This is a genomic window from uncultured Succiniclasticum sp., from assembly GCF_902793885.1.
Taxonomy (GTDB): domain Bacteria; phylum Bacillota; class Negativicutes; order Acidaminococcales; family Acidaminococcaceae; genus Succiniclasticum.
Map to the genome: position 1 here is coordinate 26,161 of NZ_CADBFF010000022.1, position 21,898 is coordinate 48,058.

19 protein-coding genes, 1 tRNA gene and 1 pseudogene are annotated in these 21,898 nt (G+C 51.1%); 15 read left to right on the forward strand and 6 right to left on the reverse strand.

Annotation, left to right across the window (positions count from 1 at the left end; genetic code table 11):
• Positions 1 to 48 precede the first annotated feature (48 nt).
• From nrdG to QZV31_RS10400, 3 genes are all read right to left on the reverse strand, one after another.
• Positions 49 to 567, reverse strand: a complete 519-nt coding sequence (gene nrdG / locus QZV31_RS10390; RefSeq protein ID WP_295360324.1) for an anaerobic ribonucleoside-triphosphate reductase activating protein — start codon at positions 565 to 567, stop codon at positions 49 to 51.
• Between the two features lie 735 nt (positions 568 to 1,302).
• Positions 1,303 to 1,908 (reverse strand): DUF1847 domain-containing protein, encoded by a 606-nt coding sequence (locus tag QZV31_RS10395; RefSeq protein WP_295360326.1) that lies wholly within the window; start codon positions 1,906 to 1,908, stop codon positions 1,303 to 1,305.
• A gap of 12 nt (positions 1,909 to 1,920) precedes the next feature.
• Positions 1,921 to 2,328, reverse strand: a complete 408-nt coding sequence (locus tag QZV31_RS10400; RefSeq protein WP_295360329.1) for a metalloregulator ArsR/SmtB family transcription factor — start codon at positions 2,326 to 2,328, stop codon at positions 1,921 to 1,923.
• A 274-nt stretch (positions 2,329 to 2,602) separates the two neighbouring features.
• Between QZV31_RS10400 and QZV31_RS10405 the strand changes: the two genes are divergently transcribed.
• A complete protein-coding gene (locus QZV31_RS10405; RefSeq protein ID WP_295360332.1) occupies positions 2,603 to 3,037 on the forward strand; it encodes a hypothetical protein in 435 nt (144 codons plus the stop codon).
• Between the two features lie 107 nt (positions 3,038 to 3,144).
• On the opposite strand, the gene QZV31_RS10410 is transcribed toward QZV31_RS10405, so the two are convergent.
• Positions 3,145 to 3,795, reverse strand: a complete 651-nt coding sequence (locus tag QZV31_RS10410) for a uracil-DNA glycosylase (protein WP_295360334.1) — start codon at positions 3,793 to 3,795, stop codon at positions 3,145 to 3,147.
• 193 nt (positions 3,796 to 3,988) lie between these two features.
• Here QZV31_RS10410 and QZV31_RS10415 point away from each other — a divergent pair, with 193 nt between their 5' ends.
• The 9 genes from QZV31_RS10415 to QZV31_RS10455 all read left to right on the forward strand — a co-directional run bounded on the left by QZV31_RS10415 (position 3,989) and on the right by QZV31_RS10455 (position 13,600).
• A complete protein-coding gene (locus QZV31_RS10415) occupies positions 3,989 to 4,660 on the forward strand; it encodes a hypothetical protein (protein WP_295360337.1) in 672 nt (223 codons plus the stop codon).
• Positions 4,661 to 4,679: 19 nt separating this feature from the next.
• Positions 4,680 to 5,384, forward strand: coding sequence for a peptidoglycan recognition family protein (locus QZV31_RS10420; protein WP_295360340.1), 705 nt, complete (start codon positions 4,680 to 4,682; stop codon positions 5,382 to 5,384).
• Positions 5,385 to 5,639: 255 nt separating this feature from the next.
• A complete protein-coding gene (gene purE / locus QZV31_RS10425) occupies positions 5,640 to 6,131 on the forward strand; it encodes a 5-(carboxyamino)imidazole ribonucleotide mutase (RefSeq protein WP_093730326.1) in 492 nt (163 codons plus the stop codon).
• A 127-nt stretch (positions 6,132 to 6,258) separates the two neighbouring features.
• Positions 6,259 to 7,320 (forward strand): phosphoribosylformylglycinamidine cyclo-ligase, encoded by a 1,062-nt coding sequence (gene purM, locus QZV31_RS10430; RefSeq protein ID WP_295360343.1) that lies wholly within the window; start codon positions 6,259 to 6,261, stop codon positions 7,318 to 7,320.
• The gene (purN, locus tag QZV31_RS10435; RefSeq protein ID WP_295360345.1) at positions 7,313 to 7,921 is read left to right on the forward strand and encodes a phosphoribosylglycinamide formyltransferase; all 609 of its coding nucleotides are present in this window, start codon (positions 7,313 to 7,315) and stop codon (positions 7,919 to 7,921) included. Before purM ends, purN begins: the two co-directional genes overlap by 8 nt.
• A 123-nt stretch (positions 7,922 to 8,044) precedes the next feature.
• Positions 8,045 to 8,638, forward strand: coding sequence for an IMP cyclohydrolase (locus QZV31_RS10440; protein WP_093730246.1), 594 nt, complete (start codon positions 8,045 to 8,047; stop codon positions 8,636 to 8,638).
• Positions 8,639 to 8,750: 112 nt separating this feature from the next.
• Positions 8,751 to 10,031: a phosphoribosylamine--glycine ligase gene (gene purD / locus QZV31_RS10445; RefSeq protein ID WP_295360348.1), complete on the forward strand. Its 1,281-nt coding sequence runs from the start codon at positions 8,751 to 8,753 to the stop codon at positions 10,029 to 10,031.
• A 145-nt stretch (positions 10,032 to 10,176) separates the two neighbouring features.
• Positions 10,177 to 11,688, forward strand: coding sequence for an IMP dehydrogenase (locus tag QZV31_RS10450; protein ID WP_366508717.1), 1,512 nt, complete (start codon positions 10,177 to 10,179; stop codon positions 11,686 to 11,688).
• A 265-nt stretch (positions 11,689 to 11,953) separates the two neighbouring features.
• Complete coding sequence (locus QZV31_RS10455; RefSeq protein ID WP_295360353.1) at positions 11,954 to 13,600, forward strand: DUF4127 family protein; 1,647 nt, start codon at positions 11,954 to 11,956, stop codon at positions 13,598 to 13,600.
• A gap of 233 nt (positions 13,601 to 13,833) precedes the next feature.
• On the opposite strand, the gene QZV31_RS10460 is transcribed toward QZV31_RS10455, so the two are convergent.
• Positions 13,834 to 15,369 carry a Ppx/GppA phosphatase family protein gene (locus tag QZV31_RS10460; RefSeq protein ID WP_295360355.1) on the reverse strand — a complete coding sequence of 512 codons (1,536 nt, stop codon included), beginning with the start codon at positions 15,367 to 15,369 and terminating at the stop codon, positions 13,834 to 13,836.
• 431 nt (positions 15,370 to 15,800) lie between these two features.
• Here QZV31_RS10460 and QZV31_RS10465 point away from each other — a divergent pair, with 431 nt between their 5' ends.
• The 4 genes from QZV31_RS10465 (at position 15,801) to QZV31_RS10480 (ending at position 20,516) form a co-directional block, all read left to right on the forward strand.
• Positions 15,801 to 17,354: an HD domain-containing protein gene (locus tag QZV31_RS10465; protein WP_295360358.1), complete on the forward strand. Its 1,554-nt coding sequence runs from the start codon at positions 15,801 to 15,803 to the stop codon at positions 17,352 to 17,354.
• Positions 17,351 to 19,660 (forward strand): RNA degradosome polyphosphate kinase, encoded by a 2,310-nt coding sequence (locus tag QZV31_RS10470; RefSeq protein WP_295360361.1) that lies wholly within the window; start codon positions 17,351 to 17,353, stop codon positions 19,658 to 19,660. The genes QZV31_RS10465 and QZV31_RS10470 overlap by 4 nt, the downstream gene beginning before the upstream one ends.
• A 159-nt stretch (positions 19,661 to 19,819) precedes the next feature.
• Positions 19,820 to 20,128, forward strand: coding sequence for a hypothetical protein (locus tag QZV31_RS10475; RefSeq protein WP_295360364.1), 309 nt, complete (start codon positions 19,820 to 19,822; stop codon positions 20,126 to 20,128).
• Positions 20,129 to 20,439: 311 nt separating this feature from the next.
• Positions 20,440 to 20,516, forward strand: a tRNA-Arg gene (locus tag QZV31_RS10480).
• A 44-nt stretch (positions 20,517 to 20,560) separates the two neighbouring features.
• Here QZV31_RS10480 and QZV31_RS10485 read toward each other — a convergent pair.
• Positions 20,561 to 21,256 (reverse strand): site-specific integrase, encoded by a 696-nt coding sequence (locus QZV31_RS10485; RefSeq protein ID WP_295360367.1) that lies wholly within the window; start codon positions 21,254 to 21,256, stop codon positions 20,561 to 20,563.
• A gap of 19 nt (positions 21,257 to 21,275) precedes the next feature.
• Between QZV31_RS10485 and QZV31_RS13000 the strand changes: the two are divergent.
• Positions 21,276 to 21,632: pseudogene (locus QZV31_RS13000) on the forward strand (type I restriction-modification system subunit M N-terminal domain-containing protein); the annotation flags it as partial.
• Between the last annotated feature and the right edge of the window lie 266 nt (positions 21,633 to 21,898).

Here is a 21,898-nt window from a genome sequence, read left to right on the forward strand (position 1 = left end):
TCCCGATGTTTTGCTCTTGCCTTTTCTTTATAGCTCCGAAAAAAACAATTACTTCTTTACTTTGGATTCCGGTAATTCGATTACACTGCCCTCTGCTATGGAGCGCTGCACGTCGATGAGGCGCTGGTTGTCGCTGCCGCGCCATATGGCGTTTCCGGTTTTCAGCTTTTCCACAAAGGGGCCGTCAACTAAAACGTCTAACTGTGTCAGCGCTTCTTTGGCTTTTTCTCCCGCCGCGCCTTTTTGGATCTGTTCAAAGGTCCAGCCGGTGTAGAGCCAGATGTTCAGTCCCGCGTTTTTAGCAGCCTTCGCGATTTCGATTACGGCTTCAGGCTGCAGCAGCGGGTCGCCGCCGGAAAAGGTAAGGCCGTCCAGGTATTTGGTCTGCAAAATTTCCTGAATTACGTCCGCCACGTTCTGCTCAGTTCCGCCCACGGGGTCGTGCGTCTCCGGATTCTGGCAGCCCGGACAGTGGTGGGGGCAGCCCTGGAAGAACAACACGTAACGCACTCCGGGACCGTTTACGGAAGAATGCTTCTTGCTGCCTGAAATGCGTACTGTGCTCATGAAAACGACCTTCTTTTACCGGATTTTGTGATGTTTTCAAAAGAACGGTTTCCTGTTTCCCGCACCGTTCCTTTGTTTCCAAACATCAATGGGGATTTTATCCCGCTTGGTACTACCCATTATAACACAATTAGTGGGTCTGTCAATAGAAAAACACAAGATATTGTGTTTCGGCGTAGAAAAACAGCCGACAGGAAACAGAATATTGTGAATTCTGTTCTTGTGGCTGCATGGTGTCTCGTTTATGTTATTCAGGCCTTTTACCCTGGGTTGGTCGTAAAAACGACCAACCTTGAAACGCAAACCTGCATGGATACTGTGGTTTGATTCCGCTGCCTCTTAATGTATAAAGGATAGACAGTTTATATGTCTGTACAGGCGAAGCCGTAAGATACAACTGTCAAACTGCAAAAGTGTGGAGGCTTTGGGTTTCTCCGCCGGTTTGGCCTGAAATGGGAGGCCGCGTTTTTTGCTATAAAACGCTAATTTTCGCCTCGGCGCAGTGGCAGCTTTCCCGAACAAAGCAATTAAATGAACGAAAGAAGTGCCACCTGGAGACAGACAAATAAACTGTCTATATATATAACAGAAAGCAGGCTGGGAAACTGCGTCACTGCTGGAGTTACAAAAAAAGTCCGGTCACTGAAGTGACCGGACCGGAAATAAGGAAACGTAGTGTAAAAATAGTGAAATTTTAGTGGAATTATCATGTCGTTGCCAAACTTAACTTATATTTTATACTTCATCTTCATCCATAATCCCCAGCTTGCGTTTCCAGTACCGGGAATAGATGGCGCCCAACGGGTTATGGGCCAGCAGACGGTCTTTCACGACCAGCGAGGTGACCGGGCCGTCGCAGTTGGCGGTAAAGATGGCGTCGTGTCCCACGCAGAGACCGCAGATGATAAACAGTTCTACGCCCTTTTCTTTTAAGAAGCGTGCCTGGAATTTGGGGTTGCACATGGCTTCGTGGTCCAGTTCCGGTTTCACCTGCTTCAGGCCAAACTCCTTTTTGGCGAAGCTGCAGTTTTTGCAGCAGACACTGTAAAATTCAAATCCCTGCTGTTTATAATAGCGGGCGATGTACCGGGCTTCGGCGTTCAGTCCGATGCAGAAGGCCATGCCCAGTTTCTTATAGCCCATGGTCCTGGCAAATTCGCCAATTTCCTGCAGGCGGGTGATGTTGCTGTAAAAAGTACCTTCCACATACGCGGCGGCCTGCATGATTTTCAGTTCCTCTTCCGTGTAGGCCTGCTTCACTTCTTCTTCTGCTACGCCCGTGCAGTTGACGCCTTTGGTGTAACAGGCGTGGGTGGGGCAGTTCGCGCAATCTGCTTTCATGATGTTCCTCCTTTAATCGGCTTCGCTGATTTTGTGGCGGATATGGATGAGGGCTTCTTCCAGAATGTCGATGACGTGCTGATCGTCCAGGGAATAGTAGATGCTTTTTCCTTCCCTGCGGGCCTTCACCTGGTTGGCCATCCGCAGCAGTTTCAGCTGATGACTGACCGCGGACTGGGTCATTCCCAACGCGGCGGCTATATCGCTGACACAGAGTTCGCCATGGGAAAGTGCGTTGATGATCTTCATGCGGGTCTCATCACCCAGCACTTTGAAAAATTCGGAAACGGCGCTGAGCTGTTTTTCTTCCAGCATCTGCTCCTGTACTTTTTTTACGATGACGGGATCGTAATTCAAAATCGGGGCGGCGCTTTCCGTTTTCCGGTGAGAGTGTTTGGCTGCGTCTTTTTTTATTGCCATTGCTTTAACCTGCCTGTTCTGTTTATTTGTGTCCATTGTAACTTAATCAGTATTATATCACACTATCTCACATAGCGGAAAAAAATGCCTTGAAAAAAACACACAACAGGCATAAGATAGGATAAGGAAAAGAAAATGAAGTTTTACTTACCGTTTATTTTGCAAAACGGATTTAATCAGTGTTTCCTTAACCAGCGTCTCCTTAAATTCTAACGTTGTATTGGTGATATGTCGAATACTTGATGGAAACGGCTTTTATACGGAGGGAACTGACATGAAACTGAAAAAACAGATGTTTTTGCCTGTCCTGTTATCTCTGTCTGTGTTTTTTGCTTCTACCGTGACAATGTCTGCATCTGCTTACGCCTCTGCCGTACCCCGGACTGCCGCGGTATGGGAGCTGGCGGAAGCCGCGCCCAATAATACCGTGATCCCGGAAGTGGAAAAGAAGAAAGGGGAGACGCCCGGGCGTTCCGGCAACGCAAAATCCCGGGATGATTCTTCCTTCTTCGACAACCTGCTGGAAAAGATTGCGGTGATGTTTTTGGTGTACATGTTCCTGGAAGCGATCAACGCCTTGCTGAATGACTTCTTCCATGACGGGGATACAAAGATCAAAATTGTGCCGAAAGAGAAACAGGACCAGCCTGACGGCAAAGGAACGAAACAGAATAAAAACATCAAACGGATTCCCGCCCAGGAAGTGTGAAGAGGCGGCCAAAAAAGGGGCTGTAACAAAATGGAGTTTTTCACTGCATTTTGTTCAGCCCTTTTCCATTGCGCAACAAGGAAGCACCGCCACATGACGGTGTTTTTTTACTGTCGCTTTTTATATTCCGCAAACAGGTCTACCGGTTTCTCCGAGCACAAATTGTAGTCCGGACAGGCTTCCACCGCTTTGGCCCTGGCCAACTGCAAATCGTGATAGACATCCCACTTGGCCTGCACCTGGGCGTGGCCGTACTGGCGCAAAATGTAAGAGGGATGGAAGGTGGCGATGCAGTCGTAGCCCTGCTGTGTTTTGAACCATTTGCCCCGCTGGCGGGTGATGCGCATGGTCGGGTCGCCTAAATAGTGCATGGCCACGCTGCCCAGCGCCACGATGACCTTGGGCTGCAATATAGCCAGTTCCCGCTCCAGCCAGATTTTGGCGCAGTAGTCCGCTTCTGCCAGGTCCGGCGTCCGGTTCCCTTTGGGGCGGCATTTTACGATGTTGCTGGTCAGCACCCGGTCCCGTGTCATCTGCACAGACCACAGCGCTTTGTCCAGCAGCTGGCCGGAAGGGCCGATCAGGGGACAGCCGTAGTCATCCTCCACGCCGCCGGGGCCTTCGCCGATAAACACGATGGGGCTGTCCGGGCAGCCGTACCAGCCTACCGGGGCCTGGCAATCGCTGCGTAAATGACAGGAAGTGCACATGGTTAATTGCGCGGCCAGTTCGGCCAGCTGATTTTCTTTTATGCTCATGATGGACCTCGTGGTATATCGTGATATAATATAACTGTCACAGTCATTTTACAGGAAATGGCCAGCCCATGTCAAAAAGAATATTGACTTCGGCAAGGGTAAAGGCCTGTTATCGTTTTCAGGAAGCCGCATCAAGGAATTTATGAAATTTACAGATACATATGGAGGGCGTCCGGACAAGGGGGAGAAGCAAATGAAAAAGATACTGACACTGTTACTGATGTTTGTGTTGCTGGCTTTCAGCACAACCGTATTTGCGGGCTGGAACGACCGGGACATTGTGGAACGGATCCGTGCAGTGGGCAATACGCCGTCTGCACAAAAAAAGGCAGACAGAATTTTCCTTGAGCAGGCAAAGATGTCGCCCGGCTTCCGCAGGCCGGTGGTGGCAATTGTCTATGAGAACAATGCCAAAACGAAGTACGATAAAGCCATTGATAAAAAACTGTTTGAATATCTGGATGCAGCGTTACCGATGCGAACTTATGAACTTGTTGACGGAAGAAAATGCAAAGCGATGCTGGCAGAAGCCGGTATTGAAGATCTTGCGGGTGCAGAACGGTCTGATGTCATTGCTGCACTGGCAGGCAGTGGTGTGGATTATTTCCTGTATCTGGGCGTAACTCCTGTACAGGTGAAAGATAAGTCAAGCTGGCTGGCTGCCGGGAAAATCGCCAACACGACATTGCCTTTCCGGATTATTGACATAAACAACAACAAATATATTTATACAAAAACATATACTGAATCCGGCAAAACGATGTCCGCAATTGGCGGCGTTGGCAGTAAGTCTGTTACGATGGAGATTATAACGCGGGTAGGCAAGCTGATTCAGTCTGCTATTGAAAGTCGTATGCCAAAATGAGTTTTTGTCAGGAGGCGGCATGATGAAATGGATGATATCATTGCTGTTAGCGTTATTCTTTTGTGTTCCGGCTTTTGTGACAAGTGAGAAAAATGTTGCGGCTGAAGGTAAGAGTATCCGGCAACCTGCATCTGTTTTGCTGCGCACCGTCACCGCTCCGGTAATCATTGACCGGCCCGTACGCCTCACGGAATATCGCAAACAGCTGACACGCGAGTATGCATTTCAGCATTACGGAGAGGAATTTACGGAAATCGTTCCCCGGGCAGTCGTCGTGCATTGGACGGAGATGCCGGAGGCGGACGGGGTGTATGAGTATTTTTATAAGGAAGCCAGACAAGACGGAACACTGAATGTCTGCTCCCAGTTTCTGGTGGACCGGGACGGCACCATTTTCCGCCTGACCCCGGAGACGATGCTGGACCGTCATGCTATCGGCTATAACTGGTGCGCTATCGGGATCGAGAACGTGGGCGGCGTTGACAAAAAAGAAGACCTGACCCCGGAGCAGTTGCAGGCCAACATCTTGCTCATCCGTTACCTGCAGGAAAAATATCCCACGATTCGTTACGTGTGGGGACATTACCAGCAGACGGTGGCGAAGAAAAGCGGGCTGTATAAAGAACAAGTTCAGGGCTACTTTCACGGGAAAGTGGACCCCGGCCCGAAGTTCATGAAGGCGCTGAAGAAAAATCTGAAAGATACGGGGCTGCGTTTTTTTTAATAACTAATTATAATGTAACATTACTGTAACAATTATTGCAATTTGATTGACACTGTTCCGCCATGTTGGTAAAATTACTATGAATAACTTTACGCTGAAGTAAGGTTTCTTTCGTATACCTTAAATGAGATTACACAGCGGAAACAATGCGAATGAAGCTGTTTGAATGAAGCGGTTTGTATATTTGTTGCATTTTGTATGAAAGACAAATCTGCAGCCAGGGTATTCTTTGTCAAAGGAAAAGGGGAAATCACAATGAAAGTTGCCATCATTATGGGAAGCAATTCCGACTGGCCCATTCTGGAGCCGGCGGAGAAAACGCTGAAAGAGTTTGGTGTAGAAGTGGAAGTGGTGGTGGCTTCCGCCCACCGCACGCCGGACCAGGTGCATGAATTTGCGGCCGGCGCCCGGGACAGAGGTGTGGAAGCGATCATTGCGGCGGCGGGGCTGGCGGCTCATCTGGGCGGCGTCATTGCGGCCTATACCACGCTGCCGGTCATCGGGATTCCCATTAGCGGCGGTCCGCTGAAGGGCATGGACGCGCTGCTGAGTTTTGTGCAGATGCCTTCCGGCGTGCCGGTAGCTACCATGGCTATCGACGGGGCGAAGAACGCGGCCATCTTTGCTGTGGAAATCCTGGCCGTGGCCCATCCGGAGCTGGTGGAAAAACTGGCGGCCTACCGGGTGAAGATGCAGGAAGAAGTGGCGGCCAAAGCGGCAAAGCTGGCGGCGGTTCGCGGAGAATAAGGACTAGCGTGTGCTGCGGCGTGATAGGGAAACGCTGATTCATTCGTCTGCAGGCACAATGTGATATAACAAAGAAAGGGAACGATTCCATCGGGTTTGTTACAGGAAAATACGACAGGAGGCTTTCATGAGCGAAGAAAAAAAGCAGCTGACCTATGCGGACGCTGGTGTTGACATTGACGCCGGCAACCGTGCGGTAGAACTGATGAAGGACAGCGTGCGGGCCAGTTACCGGCCGGAGGTCATCGGCGACCTGGGCGGCTTTGGCGGTCTGTTTGCGTTGGACACGAAAAAGTACAAAGAACCCATCTTGGTGTCCGGTACGGACGGCGTGGGCACAAAATTAAAATTTGCGTTTCTCACCAATAATCACAGTACCATCGGCCAGGACGCGGTAGCCATGTGCGTCAACGACATCCTGGTGCAGGGTGCGGAGCCGCTGTTCTTTTTGGATTACATCGCGGTGGACAAGGTGGATTCCCAGAAGGTGGCGGACATCGTCAAAGGCGTGGCGAACGCCTGCCGGGAAAGCGGCTGTGCCCTGATCGGCGGCGAGACCGCGGAGATGCACGGCTTTTACGCAAAAGATGAATATGACATTGCCGGCTTCTGCGTAGGCGTGGCGGAACGCAGCAAGATGATTACCGGGGAAAAGGTTAAGGCCGGAGACATTTTACTGGGTCTGCCTTCTTCCGGCGTGCACTCCAACGGGTTTTCCCTGGTACGGAAGATTTGTTTTGATGTAATGAAGTTTACGGTAGATACCCCCATTCCGGAATTCGGCTGCACCCTGGGTGAAAAACTGCTGACGCCTACCCGGCTGTATCCGAAGACCTGCCTGCCGCTGATTCAAAAGTTTGATATCCACGGCATGGTGCACATTACCGGCGGCGGTTTCTATGATAATATTCCCCGGATTCTGCCGGAGGACTGCGATGCGGAAGTCCGTGCGGACGCCTGGGACGTTCCCGTTGTATTCAAAAAACTGCAGGAGTGGGGCAACGTGCCGGATAAGGAAATGTACCGCACGTTCAACATGGGCGTAGGCATGGTGCTGGTGGTTGACCCGGCGGAAGCGGACGCAGTGCGGAAACATCTGAAAGAAAACGGAGAGACCTTCTACGAACTGGGCAAGGTAATTCCGGGTCATAAGACCACGGTGATGAAAGGCGGCGTATTCGGTGAGTAAGAAAATCGGCGTAGTGGTCAGCGGGCGGGGCAGCAACCTCCAGTCCATCATCGACCACATTGCGGAAGGCAAATTAAATGTAGAGATTGCCGTAGTGGTCAGCGACCACAAAGAAGCCTTTGCCCTGGAACGGGCGGCCAAAGCCGGCATCCCCACGGCGGTAGTGGAACGGAAAGGCTGCAAGGACAAAGCAGAGTTTGAAGACAAAATTGATGCGGCGCTGCGGGAAGCCGGCGCGGAAGTGGTGGTGCTGGCCGGGTTCATGCGTATCCTCACCGGGCATTTCATCAGCCGCTGGGAACATAAGATCATCAATATCCATCCGGCGCTGCTGCCCAGCTTCAAGGGGCTGGACGCCCAGGGCCAGGCGGTGGACTACGGTGTTAAGGTGGCAGGCTGCACGGTGCATTTTGTAGACGAAGGCACGGACACGGGCCCCATCATTTTACAAAAGGTTGTGCCGGTGCTGGACGATGACACGGAAGAGACCCTGGCGGCCCGTATATTAGTAGAAGAACATAAGGCCCTGCCGGAAGCGATCCAGCTTTGGGCAGACGGCAAACTGACCATCAAGGGCCGGAAGGTTTATGTAGCAAGATAAAATTAGTTTTGATAGTTCGCGTTGCTGTTGCGACGTAAATTTACAGATTCGTTTTGAATTCAGTTTTGAGAGAATTTGAGAACGTAAAAGGATAAGTAAGGTAGAAGGCAGAGAGGAGTACGTATGAAAATCAAGAGAGCGTTATTGAGCGTTTCCGACAAAAAGGACATTACCAAACTGGCTGCGTTCCTCCATGAGAACGGGGTGGAGATCATCTCTACCGGCGGCACCATGAAAGCCATTAAGGACGCGGGCATCCCCGTAACCTATGTCAGCGACGTGACCGGGTTCCCGGAAATCATGGACGGCCGGGTAAAGACCCTGAACCCGAAGATCCACGGCGCGATTTTAGGTGTGCGCAGCAATCCGGAACACATGGCCCAGATGAAAGAGCACGGCATTACCCCCATCGATCTGGTGGTGGTCAACCTGTATCCGTTCAAGCAGACCATTGAAAAGCCGGGCGTAACGGAAGCGGAGGCCATTGAGAATATTGATATCGGCGGGCCGGCCATGGTGCGGGCCTCGGCCAAGAATTTCCGCGACGTGGTGATCATCACCAATCCGGAGCGCTACGGCAAGCTGATGGATATGCTGAAGAAAGACGGTGACATCGACCTGAAAACAAGAAAATCCCTGGCTATGGAAGCATTCAAACATACTTCCGAATATGATGCCATGATTACCGGCTATCTGCAGAAACAGCTGGAAAAATAAGAAAAAAATTGAGGGGAATGCGCGACAGAACGGTAGTGCCGGGAAGGCGCGGCTGCAGGAATGTAACTGCGGCACATCCACTCTCAAAATTAGTAACTGTGAGGCGTGATTCATGAATATTTTGTTAATTGGCGGCGGCGGCCGGGAACATGCCCTGGCATGGAAAATCGCCCAAAGCCCCCTGGTGCAGAGTATCCGCGTGGTACCGGGCAACCCCGGCATCGCGGAACTTCCCAAATGCAAATGTGTTTCCTTAAATTTGAATGACCTGAATGAGATTGCGGATTATGCGGAAGAGCAAAGCATCGATCTGACGGTGGTGGGGCCGGAGGCTACGCTGGTGGCAGGTATCGCCGATGTGTTCCGCTCCCGGGGACTGCCGATTTTCGGGCCCAACAAGAACGCGGCGGAGCTGGAAGGTTCCAAAGCGTTTTCCAAAAATCTGATGCAGAAGTACCATATTCCCACTGCGGCGTTTAAGGTTTGTACAGACATTGACTCTGCCAAAGCCTTTGTGGAAGAACAGGGCGCGCCTATCGTTGTGAAGGCGGACGGACTGGCGGCCGGCAAGGGCGTGGTGGTGGCCATGACCAAAGCAGAAGCGATGGCTGCCATTGATGACATGATGGCGGATCATAAATTCGGCGAAGCCGGCGCCCGGGTGGTGCTGGAAGAGTTCATGGAAGGCGAGGAAGCCTCCCTGCTGGCGTTTACCGACGGCAAGATCGTAGTGCCGATGGTGGCGTCTCAGGATCATAAGCGCGTCAACGACGGGGACAAAGGCCCCAATACCGGCGGTATGGGGGCTTATGCTCCGGCTCCGGTGATGACCGAAGCCCTGCGCATCAAGGCGGAAGAAACCATTTTGAAACCGGTGATTGCCGCATTAAATAAGGAAAGCAGAACCTATTGCGGCTGTCTGTACGCCGGCCTGATGATCAAAGGCGACAGCGTGAAAGTGGTAGAGTTCAACTGCCGGTTCGGCGATCCGGAGACCCAGGTGGTGCTGCCCCTGCTGGACAGCGATCTGGTACAGATTATGCTGGCCTGCGCCACGGGTACACTGGATGCTTCCATGGTAAAATGGAAGAACCAGGCTACCGTCTGCGTGGTCATGGCGTCCGGCGGATATCCGGGTTCTTATGAGAACGGGAAGGTGATTACCGGGTTAAAAGAAGCCGGCGCGATGGAAAACGTGGTGGTGTTCCACGCCGGAACCAAAGAAAAGGACGGCAAGGTTGTGACCGCCGGCGGTCGTGTGCTGGGTGTAACCGCACTGGCCAAAGATATTAAGAGCGCCAAAAACGCAGCCTACGGGGCCGTGGAAAAGATTCGTTTCGAAAATGCACATTACCGGAAGGATATTGCCTGGCGCGCGTTGTTCCGGAAGTAAGAATCTGCAGGGATGCAGGCGGTGTTTTCGTTAGAAGCAACTTGTTTTGTATTCATGGAAATTTCCGCACAAAATCCTTTGCAATATTTGCTGTTTTGTGTTATTATATTCCTTAAAATATTTCAAAGAAGGGAAGGTGTTACCATTGGCTTTTTATTACGATGAACCTGCGCATACCTTTAGTGAGTATCTGTTAGTACCGGGGTATTCTTCTTCCGAATGTATTCCCGATAATGTGACGCTGGTCACCCCGCTGGTGAAATTCAAAAAAGGTGAAGAACCGGCTATCAGTTTAAATATTCCCATGGTCTCCGCCATCATGCAGTCTGTTTCCAATGACAAACTGGCTGTGGCCCTGTCCAGGGAAGGCGGCTGCTCTTTCATTTACGGCTCCCAGACCATAGAGGACGAAGCGCAGATGGTGCGGAACGTGAAGAGCCACCGCGCCGGCTTTGTCGTCAGCGATTCCAACATTACGCCGGACAGCACGCTGAAAGATGTGCTGGCGTTAAAGGAAAAGACCGGTCATTCCACCGTTGCCGTTACCAGTGACGGAACGGTAAACGGAAAGATGGAAGGCATCGTCACCAGCCGCGACTACCGTGTCAGCCGCATGGATCTGGATACGAAGGTGCGGGACTTCATGACGCCCATCAGCAAACTGATCGTAGGCAAAAAGGATACCACCCTGCAGCAGGCCAACGACATCATCTGGGACAACAAGCTGAACACGCTGCCCATCATTGACGATGACGGCCGCTTGCTGTATATGGTATTCCGCAAGGACTATGTATCCCATAAAGAGTATCCGCTGGAACTGCTGGACGATAAGAAACGCCACGTGGTTGGCGCCGGCATCAACACCCGGGACTACGCGGAACGGGTACCGGCTCTGGTGGAAGCAGGAGCGGACGTATTGTGCATCGACTCTTCCGAAGGCTTCTCCGAATGGCAGAAGATTACGCTGAAATGGATTCGCGATCACTACGGCGACAAAGTGAAAGTAGGCGCCGGCAATGTGGTTGACGCGGAAGGCTTCCGCTTCCTGGCAGACTGCGGCGCTGACTTTGTCAAGGTCGGCATCGGCGGCGGCTCCATCTGCATCACCCGCGAGACCAAAGGTATCGGCCGCGGGCAGGCTACCGCTTTGATTGACGTTTGCAAAGCCCGTGACGAATATTTCAAAGAAACCGGTGTGTATGTTCCCGTCTGCAGCGACGGCGGCATCGTCTACGATTACCATATGACCCTGGCCCTGGCCATGGGCGCGGACTTCCTGATGCTGGGCCGTTATTTCGCCCGCTTCGATGAAAGCCCCACCAACAAGGTCAACGTGAACGGCAGCTACATGAAAGAATACTGGGGCGAAGGTTCCAACCGTGCCCGGAACTGGCAGCGGTATGATATGGGCGGTTCCCAGAAGCTGTCCTTTGAAGAAGGCGTGGACTCCTATGTTCCCTACGCAGGCAGCCTGAAGGACAACGTGAACCTGACCCTGGCCAAGATTCGCAGCACCATGTGCAACTGCGGCGCCCTGAACCTGGGCGAACTGCGCGACAAGGCGAAACTGACCCTGGTTTCCGCAACATCCATTGTGGAAGGCGGAGCCCATGACGTATTGCTGAAGGATAACACCGCGGCGACGTATGCAAAATAGTATCAGACGCGCAGGATAACAGATTTAGGGAGACGCTGATTAAATGAGTTTGTGCGATGTCCGAGGGCTTTTTGTGACTGACAAGGAAATGGCCCGAAGGCGCAGCCGTAGCTGCTTTGAGGGACATTGACGCAGTCAGTCGCAAAAAGCACCGGTCAGCGTACAGACGAATTAATCAGTGTTTCCTTAGTTTTATGGAAAAATACAACAGGGAGCCCGTGGAGACGGCGCTCCCTGAAGTTTCATCATGTGGGGATGTGACGGAATGAAAAAGGCGGTAACCGGTTTTCTGCTGGGATGCCTGTTGTTGTCGGGGAGTGCGGCGCTGGCCGCGGAACCGGCCGGTGCGGCAGGGAAAGCAGAGAATGTAAAAGAATCTGCGGCAAAGGAAACACTGCAGGATCATGCTGCGGTGAAAAGCAGGGGAACCATGGTCTATGTTCCCATGGATACCCGGCCGGTATGCAAAGATTACACTGTTGCCACCATGAAGGCTGCGGGATGGGATATAATGGTTCCTCCGGAGGAACTGCTTTCTTCTGCTGATCGGGACGGTCAGCCTGACAAGCTGCTGGAATGGCTGGAGCAGAATACAACGAAAGCGATAGCTGTGGTGGCCAGCGCTGACGCGCTGATTTACGGCGGCCTGGTGGATTCCCGGACCCACCATATCGAACCTTCGGTACTGCAATCCCGGGTAGAACGGCTTCTTTCCCTGAAGAAGAAGGTACATTCTCCCGACATCTATGTCTTTGTGACGATTATGCGCTCGCCCAAAGCCAGCGCCGCGCCTGTGGAACCGGTGTATTATCAGGAGTGGGGCGGCAAACTGTTCCGGCATGGAGCCCTGCGGGATAAAGTCGAATTGCAGGGACTGTCTCGGAAAGAGAATAAGGAGTTACAGGAACTGAATCGCACGATTCCCCGTAATGTGATTGCAGATTATTACGATCGCCGGCGGACCAATATCCGCACATCGGAATTGCTGCTGCACGGGATTGAAAGCGACAGCTTCAATTACCTGCTGGTGGGACGCGACGACACCAGTCCCCTGTCCCAGGCTCACAAGGAAGCCCGTTACATGTCTTCCCTGGTAAGCAATTTCTCCAATTCGAAAATCCGTTTCTTCTCCGGCGCCGACCAGCTGGGCCTGGTACTGCTGACCCAGGCGGCCAACCGGCTCACCTTCACCACGCCGCTGGTATATACGGAATTTGGGAACGGCAAGGGCGGAGAGACGGTTCCTACATATGAAGACGATACTGTGGCGGAATCGGCCAGACAGCATATTTTTGCGGCGGGGGCATTCCCGTCAAAGAATGCGGCTACGGCAGATTATGTTTTGCTGGTCAACACCCCGTATAACGGAAAGACACTGGAAGCTTCCGATGCGAAGAACAACGGGGTTGCGGATAAAAACACCAAAGCCTTTGCGGACAAAGTGCAATCGTTTATTGAACGCGGCAAAAAGGTGATCGTCTCTGACTCTGCGTACGGTAATGGGGCCGACAATGCGCTGGTAAAAGAACTGTTCCGGCGTGGGCTTGCGTACCAGGTTGCAGCCTACGGCGGATGGAATACCTCCGGCAATACCCTGGGCTTTGCGTTGGCTCAGGGAATGGAATCCCCGTTCTATGAAGGGAACGCGGCGAAGGACCTGCTGACCGTACGTTACCTGGACGACTGGGCCTATCAGGCGAATGCCCGGATGGACGTGTATCAACATGTCATCTGGCCGAAGCAGATGCCGAATTCCGGTTTTACTCCGGAACAGAAGCGTATTGCCGAAGCTGCTATCAAAGAAAGCATCATCAAAGTTGCGGAACCGGTGATGGGGTCTGTGGCAAAGGAATATGATTTCAAGCTTCCCTGGAGCCGTATGTTTGAAGTGCAGCCGGTGAAAAAAGACTGAGGAAGAAATAATAATCCGCATCTTCCCGGAATACTGACCGGATTGGCAGTTTCGGATTTCCCTGAAAAACAAAAATCAAAATAATAATTCCCGGAACGCCTGCTTCGGTATCAGCGCGGAAGCGGACTCCGGGAATTTTGTTTTTGGTTTTGTGTTCAACGGCTGCAATGGTTGCTTGCTCATACACAGGGCAGTTAGGTTGCAATTTTTTTGCCGGACTTTTTGCAACGACCTCAGGCTTCCGGCGTTTCGGTTTTGATAATTGTCCGGAGCGGCAGGCAAAAGGTTTCTACAAACCATTCTTCCAGCGTTTTAATCTGCTGCATTTCGATGGCGGCATTTTCTGTCGTGTGAATTTCCAGTGTGGCGGCTGTGCTGTCGTAATCGGGGATGATGGCGGTGATGGTATTGCTTTCCGAGTAGTCAAGGCTTTCCGCCAGCGCGAGAAGCAATGCCAGTTTGCCTGCGATATCCCAGTCCTTTTCCCGCAGCAGGGAGCGGTAGGCGTGATTTTTAAAATACCGTTTGGCAATGCCGTTGTGCCAGCCGGCAATGACGGCGCAAAGCATCTGCTCCGCATGGGTCAGGCCGAAAATCTTGGCGTTTAAAATCATGTACGAGGAGTGGCGGGCGTGACTGTAATAATTGATGGTGATGCCAATGTCGTGGAGCAGCGCGGCGGTCTTTAACAGCTTTTTGTACTGTTTGCCCAGCCCGTGCAGCCCGTGCCAGCCGTCAAACATGGATAAGGCCAGCGCAGCCACGTGCCGGTTGTGTTCGATATTTACGGAGAAAAGACGCAAAACGTTCTGGGTACTTTCTTTCAGAATGTCCTCGGCAATCAGGGGCACGTTGTTGGTTTTGGCATAATAATCGTAAAACAGGCCTTCCCGCAAGCCGCAGCCCGAGGTAATGATGCGCTTGCTTTTTGTCTGCGCCAGCAGGCAGTTGATAATCGATGCGCCGGCGAGGATGATGTCCGCGCGTTCTTCCGACAGGCCGGGAATGTTCATGCGTTCTTCCAGCGTGGTGCCCTGCAGCTTTTTAAACAGCGTGCGGAAGCTCTGGGCGCTGAAGATGTAATTGTGAATCCGGCTGGATGGATAATTCCGGCTCCGCTGGATCATCTTGGCAACGGTACGGGCCGTGCCGCCGACACCGATCAGGGGCAGGCTGGCGTCTTTCAGCCAGGGATACTGTTCCATACGGGTAGAGATAAAGAAGTTGATGTCGCTGTAGGCCGATGGCGGCATTGTATCGCGGATATGGAAAATATCCGTTGTGTTTACGGCTCCCAGCGGGATGGAAACGGACTCCACCAGTTTCCGGTTCCGGAACAGAATCAGTTCTGTGGAGCCGCCGCCCAGGTCAAAGATGATACCGTCTTTCATGGGCAGGGTGTTGATAACGCCCAGATAACTGAGCTGCGCTTCCATGTTTCCGGAAATAATATGAAGCCGGATTCCGGTCTTTTCAAATACTTCATTGGTCAGCTGGCTGCCGTTTTTGGCATTGCGGATGGCGGCCGTGGCTACGGCGATGATCTTGTCTGTCTTATACTGCCGGCACATGTAAGCAAAAGACTGCATGACCTGCAGCGTGCTGTCGAAGGCTTCTTTGGAAAGCAGCCCTTCGCCTTCTGTTTTCTGGGCAAGCCGCAGCATTTCTTTCTGATTGAAGACCATGTTGTAGGCGCCACTTTTATAAATATGACTGATGACAAGACGGGCCGAGTTAGAGCCGATGTCGATGATTGCAATTCTCTGCATAATATGTCTCCCCAAACTGTTTCCGGCAATTACCTGTAATTGATACGATGTTTTTATTGCAGGATCATTTACGTTTTCTTATCAATATTATAACCCATTCTGCCAAAATGACAAAATCCACTTCGCGTTTTTGTGGAGAAGCGCAGGCTGTCGGATATTTTGTAGGGAGTTTTATAAAAAAATTTAAATTCTGCTTCTATATACAAGGATTTTTTTAACATTTGTCGAAAATCTAAATGATAGTTATTTGCAGATATTCAGTAAGCGCCGATGCATTTGTTCAAAAAACGCTGATGCATTTGCGCTCGCGTGCGCCTGCTGCAACAGGAACCGGCGAACGCGGACGTTCTGTTGATTGGTTTATTACTAAATTGTCGCGAAAAAAATCGTCACGATACAAATCATCAATATAAAAGGTACGGAGAATTTTTATGAAACGGAAAACTTATACCACACTGGCGGCGATCCATCTGGGGTCGGAGATGCTACGCCTGCGAATTGTGGAATATCGCAGCCTGAGCCGCATCAAGGTCATCGAGCAATGCGAATACCCCATCCGCCTGGGGGAAGAAGCCTTCAAAAACAAAAGCATTCCCTTTTCCATGGTAGAAGAAATCTGCCAGGTGCTGCAGGGATTTAAGGAACTGATGCAGGAGTACGGCACGGATGTGTATACGGCGCAGGCCACCACGGCTGTTCGGGAAGCCAGCAACAAAGTGTTCATGCTGGACCAGATCAAACTGCGGACCGGACTGGACGTGACTGTCACGGAAATGCCCATGGAAATTTATACAAAGTATGTGGCCATCCGTAAAACCGTCAGGGACCAGCACATCTCCAGCGAAAAGGGCATCATGCTGCTGGATATTTCCTCCGGCGGCCTGGGTGTCACCCTGTTACAGGACGAGCAGATCAAATTCCAGGAGAATTTCCATATCGGCATCATCCGGATCAAAGAAAGCTTTAATAACTATCAGCGCAGCAGCCTGCATTTCAACAAGGCGCTGATGCAGTTCCTGTCCAGTACCATGGGGCCGGTGCGCAAGGCGCTGGAAGGGCAGGCGGTCAAATATCTGGTGCTTTCCGGAACGGAAACGGAACTGCTCTTAAAGGTGATGGGCATCCGCAACAAGAATAACGTGCAGCGCGTCACGACGGAAGAGTTCCGGAAATTCTTTGACAAGGTCCGCAAACTGAACCTGCCCCAGCTGCTGAAGACCTATCATCTGACGGAAACGGAAGCGGAACTGGTGCTGCCCATGGTGCTGCTGTATGAAAAACTGCTGGACCTGGCGCCTTCGGCCAAGGAAATCATCATTACCAATGATACCTTCCTGGACGGGCTGATCTTACTGCGGATCATCCGTGAGAAGGACGAGAATTACACCCACATGCTGGAAGAGGAAAAAATGAGCCTCGTCCACCATGTAGGGGAAGATTATGAGTACGATTACCGGCATGTGACCCAGGTGGAACGGCTGGCGCTGATCATCTTTGACCGGATCGGGAAAAAGTACGGGCTGGACGATCATTGCCGGCTGCTGTTACGGGCGGCGGCCATCCTGCACGATATCGGGAAATATGTTTCCATGCGCAGCCATTCCCTGTATTCCTATCAGCTGATCATGGGCACCGACCTGCTGGGCTTTACGGAAGAAGACAAACAGATCATCGCCATGGCTTCTTACTATCATGCCCATAACGTATTGGAGCGTGACGAAAAACGGGTGCCGGAACTGAAAAGCGAGCTGGTTCCCGTGGTGGCAAAATTATCTGCTATCATCCGGCTTGCGGATGCGCTGGACCGGAGCTATATGCAGAAGATCCAGCAGTGCAAGGTTACCCTTCACAACCGGGAACTGACCATTGCAGTGGTCAGCAAGGCGGATCTGGATCTGGAAGAGTGGACCTTTGCTTCCAAAGTGTTGATGATGGAAGAAGTATACGGATTTAAAGTACGTCTGGAACGGGTGGAATCATTATGAGCGAAAGTAAAAATAAAACGGGAATCAAAACGAAACGCGATGTAGTGGCGGCTGAAAAGAAAACGGCAACCGCAGTAAAAAAAGCGGCGGCAGTTGTGAAAAAACGGATTAAAAACGCAGCGGCCGGCGTTTCCGCGCAGGAGAAAACGGCAGACAAAACCGCGGCGGCAAAAGCGGTAAAAGTCAGCAAAGCGGACCTGAAACGGCCGGAGTATTTCTTCAACCGGGAGCTGAGCTGGCTGAAATTTAACCTGCGGGTGCTGCGGGAAGCGGAAGTGAAAACCACGCCGATACTGGAACGGCTGAAGTTTATTGCAATCACATCTTCCAACCTGGATGAATTTTTCATGGTCCGGGTGGCCGGACTGTGGGATCAGTATGAAAACGGCGTCACCAGTAAGGATCCTTCCGGGCTGACGGTGCGGGAACAGCTGCGGATGATCTCCCAGGCGGCCCATGAGCAGATGAAACTGGAAAGCAAAATCCTGACGGATGTGCTGGAGGATTTGAAAAAAGCCGGCGGACCGGAAATCAAAACCATCGAAGAATGCAGCGACGAAGGGAAAGAGTGGCTGGAGAATTATTATCAGGAAGTGGTGTACCCGGTGCTGACGCCCATGGCGGTGGATGCCTCCCGTCCGTTCCCGTTCCTGGGCAATAAAACCCTGAACCTGGCCGTGCAGCTGATCACGGTAGACGGGGAAGAGAGCATGAGCGTGGTGCAGGTACCGTCCCTGCTGCCCCGCCTGATTGAAATCCCGGTAGAAGAAAAGCGCACGTTTATCTATCTGGAAGAACTGATCACCATTCATTGCAAATACCTGTTCCGGGGCTGCCAGATCCTGGACGTGGTACCTTTCCGCCTTACCCGGGACAGCGACCTGGATGTAGATGAGGACGATATTGAAGACCTGCTGCGGGAAATCGAAAAATCCCTGCGGCAGCGAAAACGGGGCGCGGCCCGCCGGTTGGAGATCGCCAAGACCGGCAATAACAGCATCAAAAAATTCTTGGAAGACAATCTGGACCTGACGGATGAGGAAATCTATGAGATTTCCGGACCGTTGGACGCTACCTGTTTCTTTAAATTCGTGTCATTGGATAAGATGTGGCCCTGGCTCCACGAACCCTTTGTACCCCAGCGCCCGAAAGATCTGCCGGAGTACGACAATCTGTTTGACCGTCTGAAAGAAAAAGATATTTTACTGTTCCATCCCTACGAAAGCTTCGACCCGGTGGTGAAGTTTGTCAGCGATGCGGCCAACGACCCCAAGGTGCTGGCCATCAAGCAGACCCTGTACCGCGTCAGCGGCAATTCGCCCATTGTGGCGGCGCTGGCCCGGGCTGCAGAAAACGGCAAGCAGGTCACGGTACTGGTAGAGCTGAAGGCCCGCTTTGATGAAGAGAACAACATCATTTGGGCCCGCCGTCTGGAAAAAGCCGGCGCCCATGTAATCTACGGTCTGGTGGGATTGAAGACCCATGCGAAGATCATTCTGGTTGTGCGGCAGGAACCCGACGGCATCAAACGCTACGTGCATCTGGGCACCGGCAACTACAACGACAGCACGGCCAAGCTGTACACCGACATGGGCCTGATGACGGCTAACGACCAGTTCGGCAGCGACGCCTCCGCGTTTTTCAATCTGCTTTCCGGCTACTCCAAGGCGCCTGTCTGGAACAAGCTGGTAATGGCGCCCATTGGGCTGCGGGAAAAAATCTATGAACTGGTGGATAATGAGATCCGCATCGTGAAAGAAGGCGGGGAGGGTCACATCATTGCCAAGATGAACTCCCTGCTGGACCAGCCGGTCATTCAGAAATTGTATGAAGCGTCCATGGCGGGCGTGGAAATTGAACTGATCGTCCGGGGCATCTGCACCCTGCGCCCCGGTCTGGAAGGCATCAGCGACAATATTACCGTGCGCAGTATTGTGGGGCGGCAGCTGGAGCACAGCCGTATCTTCTGGTTCGCCAACAACGGCGACGAGCAGCTCTTCATGAGCAGCGCCGACTGGATGCCCCGTAACCTGAACGACCGCGTGGAGCTGTTCTTCCCGGTGGAAACGGAAGAGCATATCAAACGGATCAAGAGCATCCTGCAGCTGTACCTGGAGGACAACGTGGGCGCCCACATGATGCAGAGCAACGGCAACTACCGGAGAGTCGTGGCCGGAAAGGGAAAAGAAATCAGCTCCCAGAGTCTGCTGTACGAACAGGCCCAGCTGGCAGCGGCGGAAAATATGGAAAAAATTCCCATGGAGCAACGGCTTCGTCCGGCGCCGCGGCAGGAAGACGAAGAATAAGAAGTATCGTTTTTACATGAAACGGCTTTGTGAGTTCTTTGCTGTTCCTGTTGCAATGGATTTTTCAGCTTTACCTGACTTGCTAAAGATTTTAGGTAAGGATATTGTTAAATTGCCCATTCTTTGATATAATAATATGGAATTTTGAGGAGGGGCACTATGATGGAAAAATTTACCGTGACAATCAACTATCACGGAAATTATGGATATATTGAATATGATCCGGATACCAAATCCGCAGCTGTGCATCTGGGGGTGGAAGAACCCAGGGCGGCGGTGGAAAAGTATCTGGCGGAGCCCCACACGTTTAAGGTTTGTGTGGGCCCCACCATCCGGGATTTTCAGGAAGTAACGCTGCAGCCGCTGGAAAGCCTGGAAAACTTTCAGCTTTGCCTGACCCGTATGTGGGTCGCCATTGATGTGCGGGTGGAATGGAGCATGCCCCCCGGCATGGCGGAAAATTTGTAACAATCAAAATGCCGGCAACAAACCGGCATTTTCTCTCTTTATGTACGCTGTATGCAACGCGTGCGTTTATAAAATTTTAAATTGTTTTATATGGTTCCGTAGCTCAGCTGGATAGAGCAACCGCCTCCTAAGACAATGCTCTAAGAAGATTTCAAAATTCACAAATCCAGTAATCATGCTGGTTTGATGACCCCACCTCAATGTTGCAAATATAGGAATCGTGAAACTTTCGTGAAAGTTTTTGAAGAGAGACTATATTTGCACTGAACTGTTGTAGATTATCTGCAAATAGAATATAATAAGGTTGACATGGTTCCGTAGCTCAGTTGGATAGAGCATACGCCTCCTAAGCGTAGGGTCGGCAGTTCGAATCTGCCCGGGATCACCAATAATAAACCCCTGACTTTGATAAATCAAGGCCAGGGGTTGCTTTTATTGTTTGGGCTGATCTCCTTCTGGTTTATCTTCAGAAGTTCCTTCCATAAGTTGCTTATAGGTGTTGGATAAAGCTTCCACACTCTCTTTGCGACTGTTGTTTAAGGTTCTGAGATAGATCATGGTGGTGGAGAGACTTTTATGGCCCAGCATTGTTTGGACAGTGGTTAAAGGTACTTGGTTGTTGACAGAATAACTGGCTGCCATACGCCTGAATCCATGGACATCAATAACAGGGAGATTGTTCTTGATTAAAAACTTCCTCATGAAATGATGAAAACTGCTTCTGCTGGGGAGTTCAGCTTCTGGATGAGAGCCTTGTTTTATGGTTCTTTTAATAAATACATAAAGATTGGGGTTGGCCATATTGCGACTTTTCAACCATTCCAGCTGATACTGCTTATGCTTATTAAGTAGGTCTATGCAGAAATCATCACAATATACAGTCCGGGCTTCCATACCTTTGGTTCTGTTTTGAACCAAGGTCTTTGTTCCTTTGGTATATATGTCTTTTGAGATGGTGATCTTCTTGCCAGTATAATCAATATCATTCCATGTCAAAGCCAGAAGTTCTCCCGACCTGGCTCCAGTAATAAGGGCCAGATAAAAGAATAACTGATTCTTAACAGTAGTACCATTCTCTTTCAAAGAAAATAGTTTTTGCAGTAATACGGCTAACTGGCTGTCTTCCAAGATGGGTTTGACTTTGTAATTTGGTTTCTATAATGTAAGTCCGTTTACTTTCAAAACCCTGCTGGCCGACCCAAACAGTATTGAAGACAATTTCAGAGCCTACATAAACGGTTTTTCTGACAATGTTCTGGATATTTTGGCCAGAATGAATTTCGACGACCAAATCAAGCGCATGGTGGAAGCTGGGGCGTTATACCAAGTAATTACTGACCTAAATGACAAAAAAGCCGATATGAGCCCTGACAAGATCAGTTCTGTTGACATGGGCTACATCTTTGAAAATCTGGTACAAAGGTTTTCTGAATCCTACAATGAAGAAGCCGGGGCCCATTTTACCAGCCGCGACATTATTTATCTGATGTGTGATTTACTGGTTGCCGGCGATACATCAGCGTTTGTTGACGGAAGTATCAATAAAACCGTATATGAAAACTGCACTACGTCTTTGATACGGATTGCAGCGGCATAATGACGAGGGCTCGTTTTTCGGGCAAAAAGGGCTCGTTCGAGCCTTCTTGTGAAGTCGGGTATTTTCCCGGCTGTTTTTTTGTTTGTTAGCGAGCATTTGAAGCAAAAAAAGATGTGAGATTTACAATCTCCCTATTGACATAAGTACTTCTATATAGTATAATCCGAAACGGA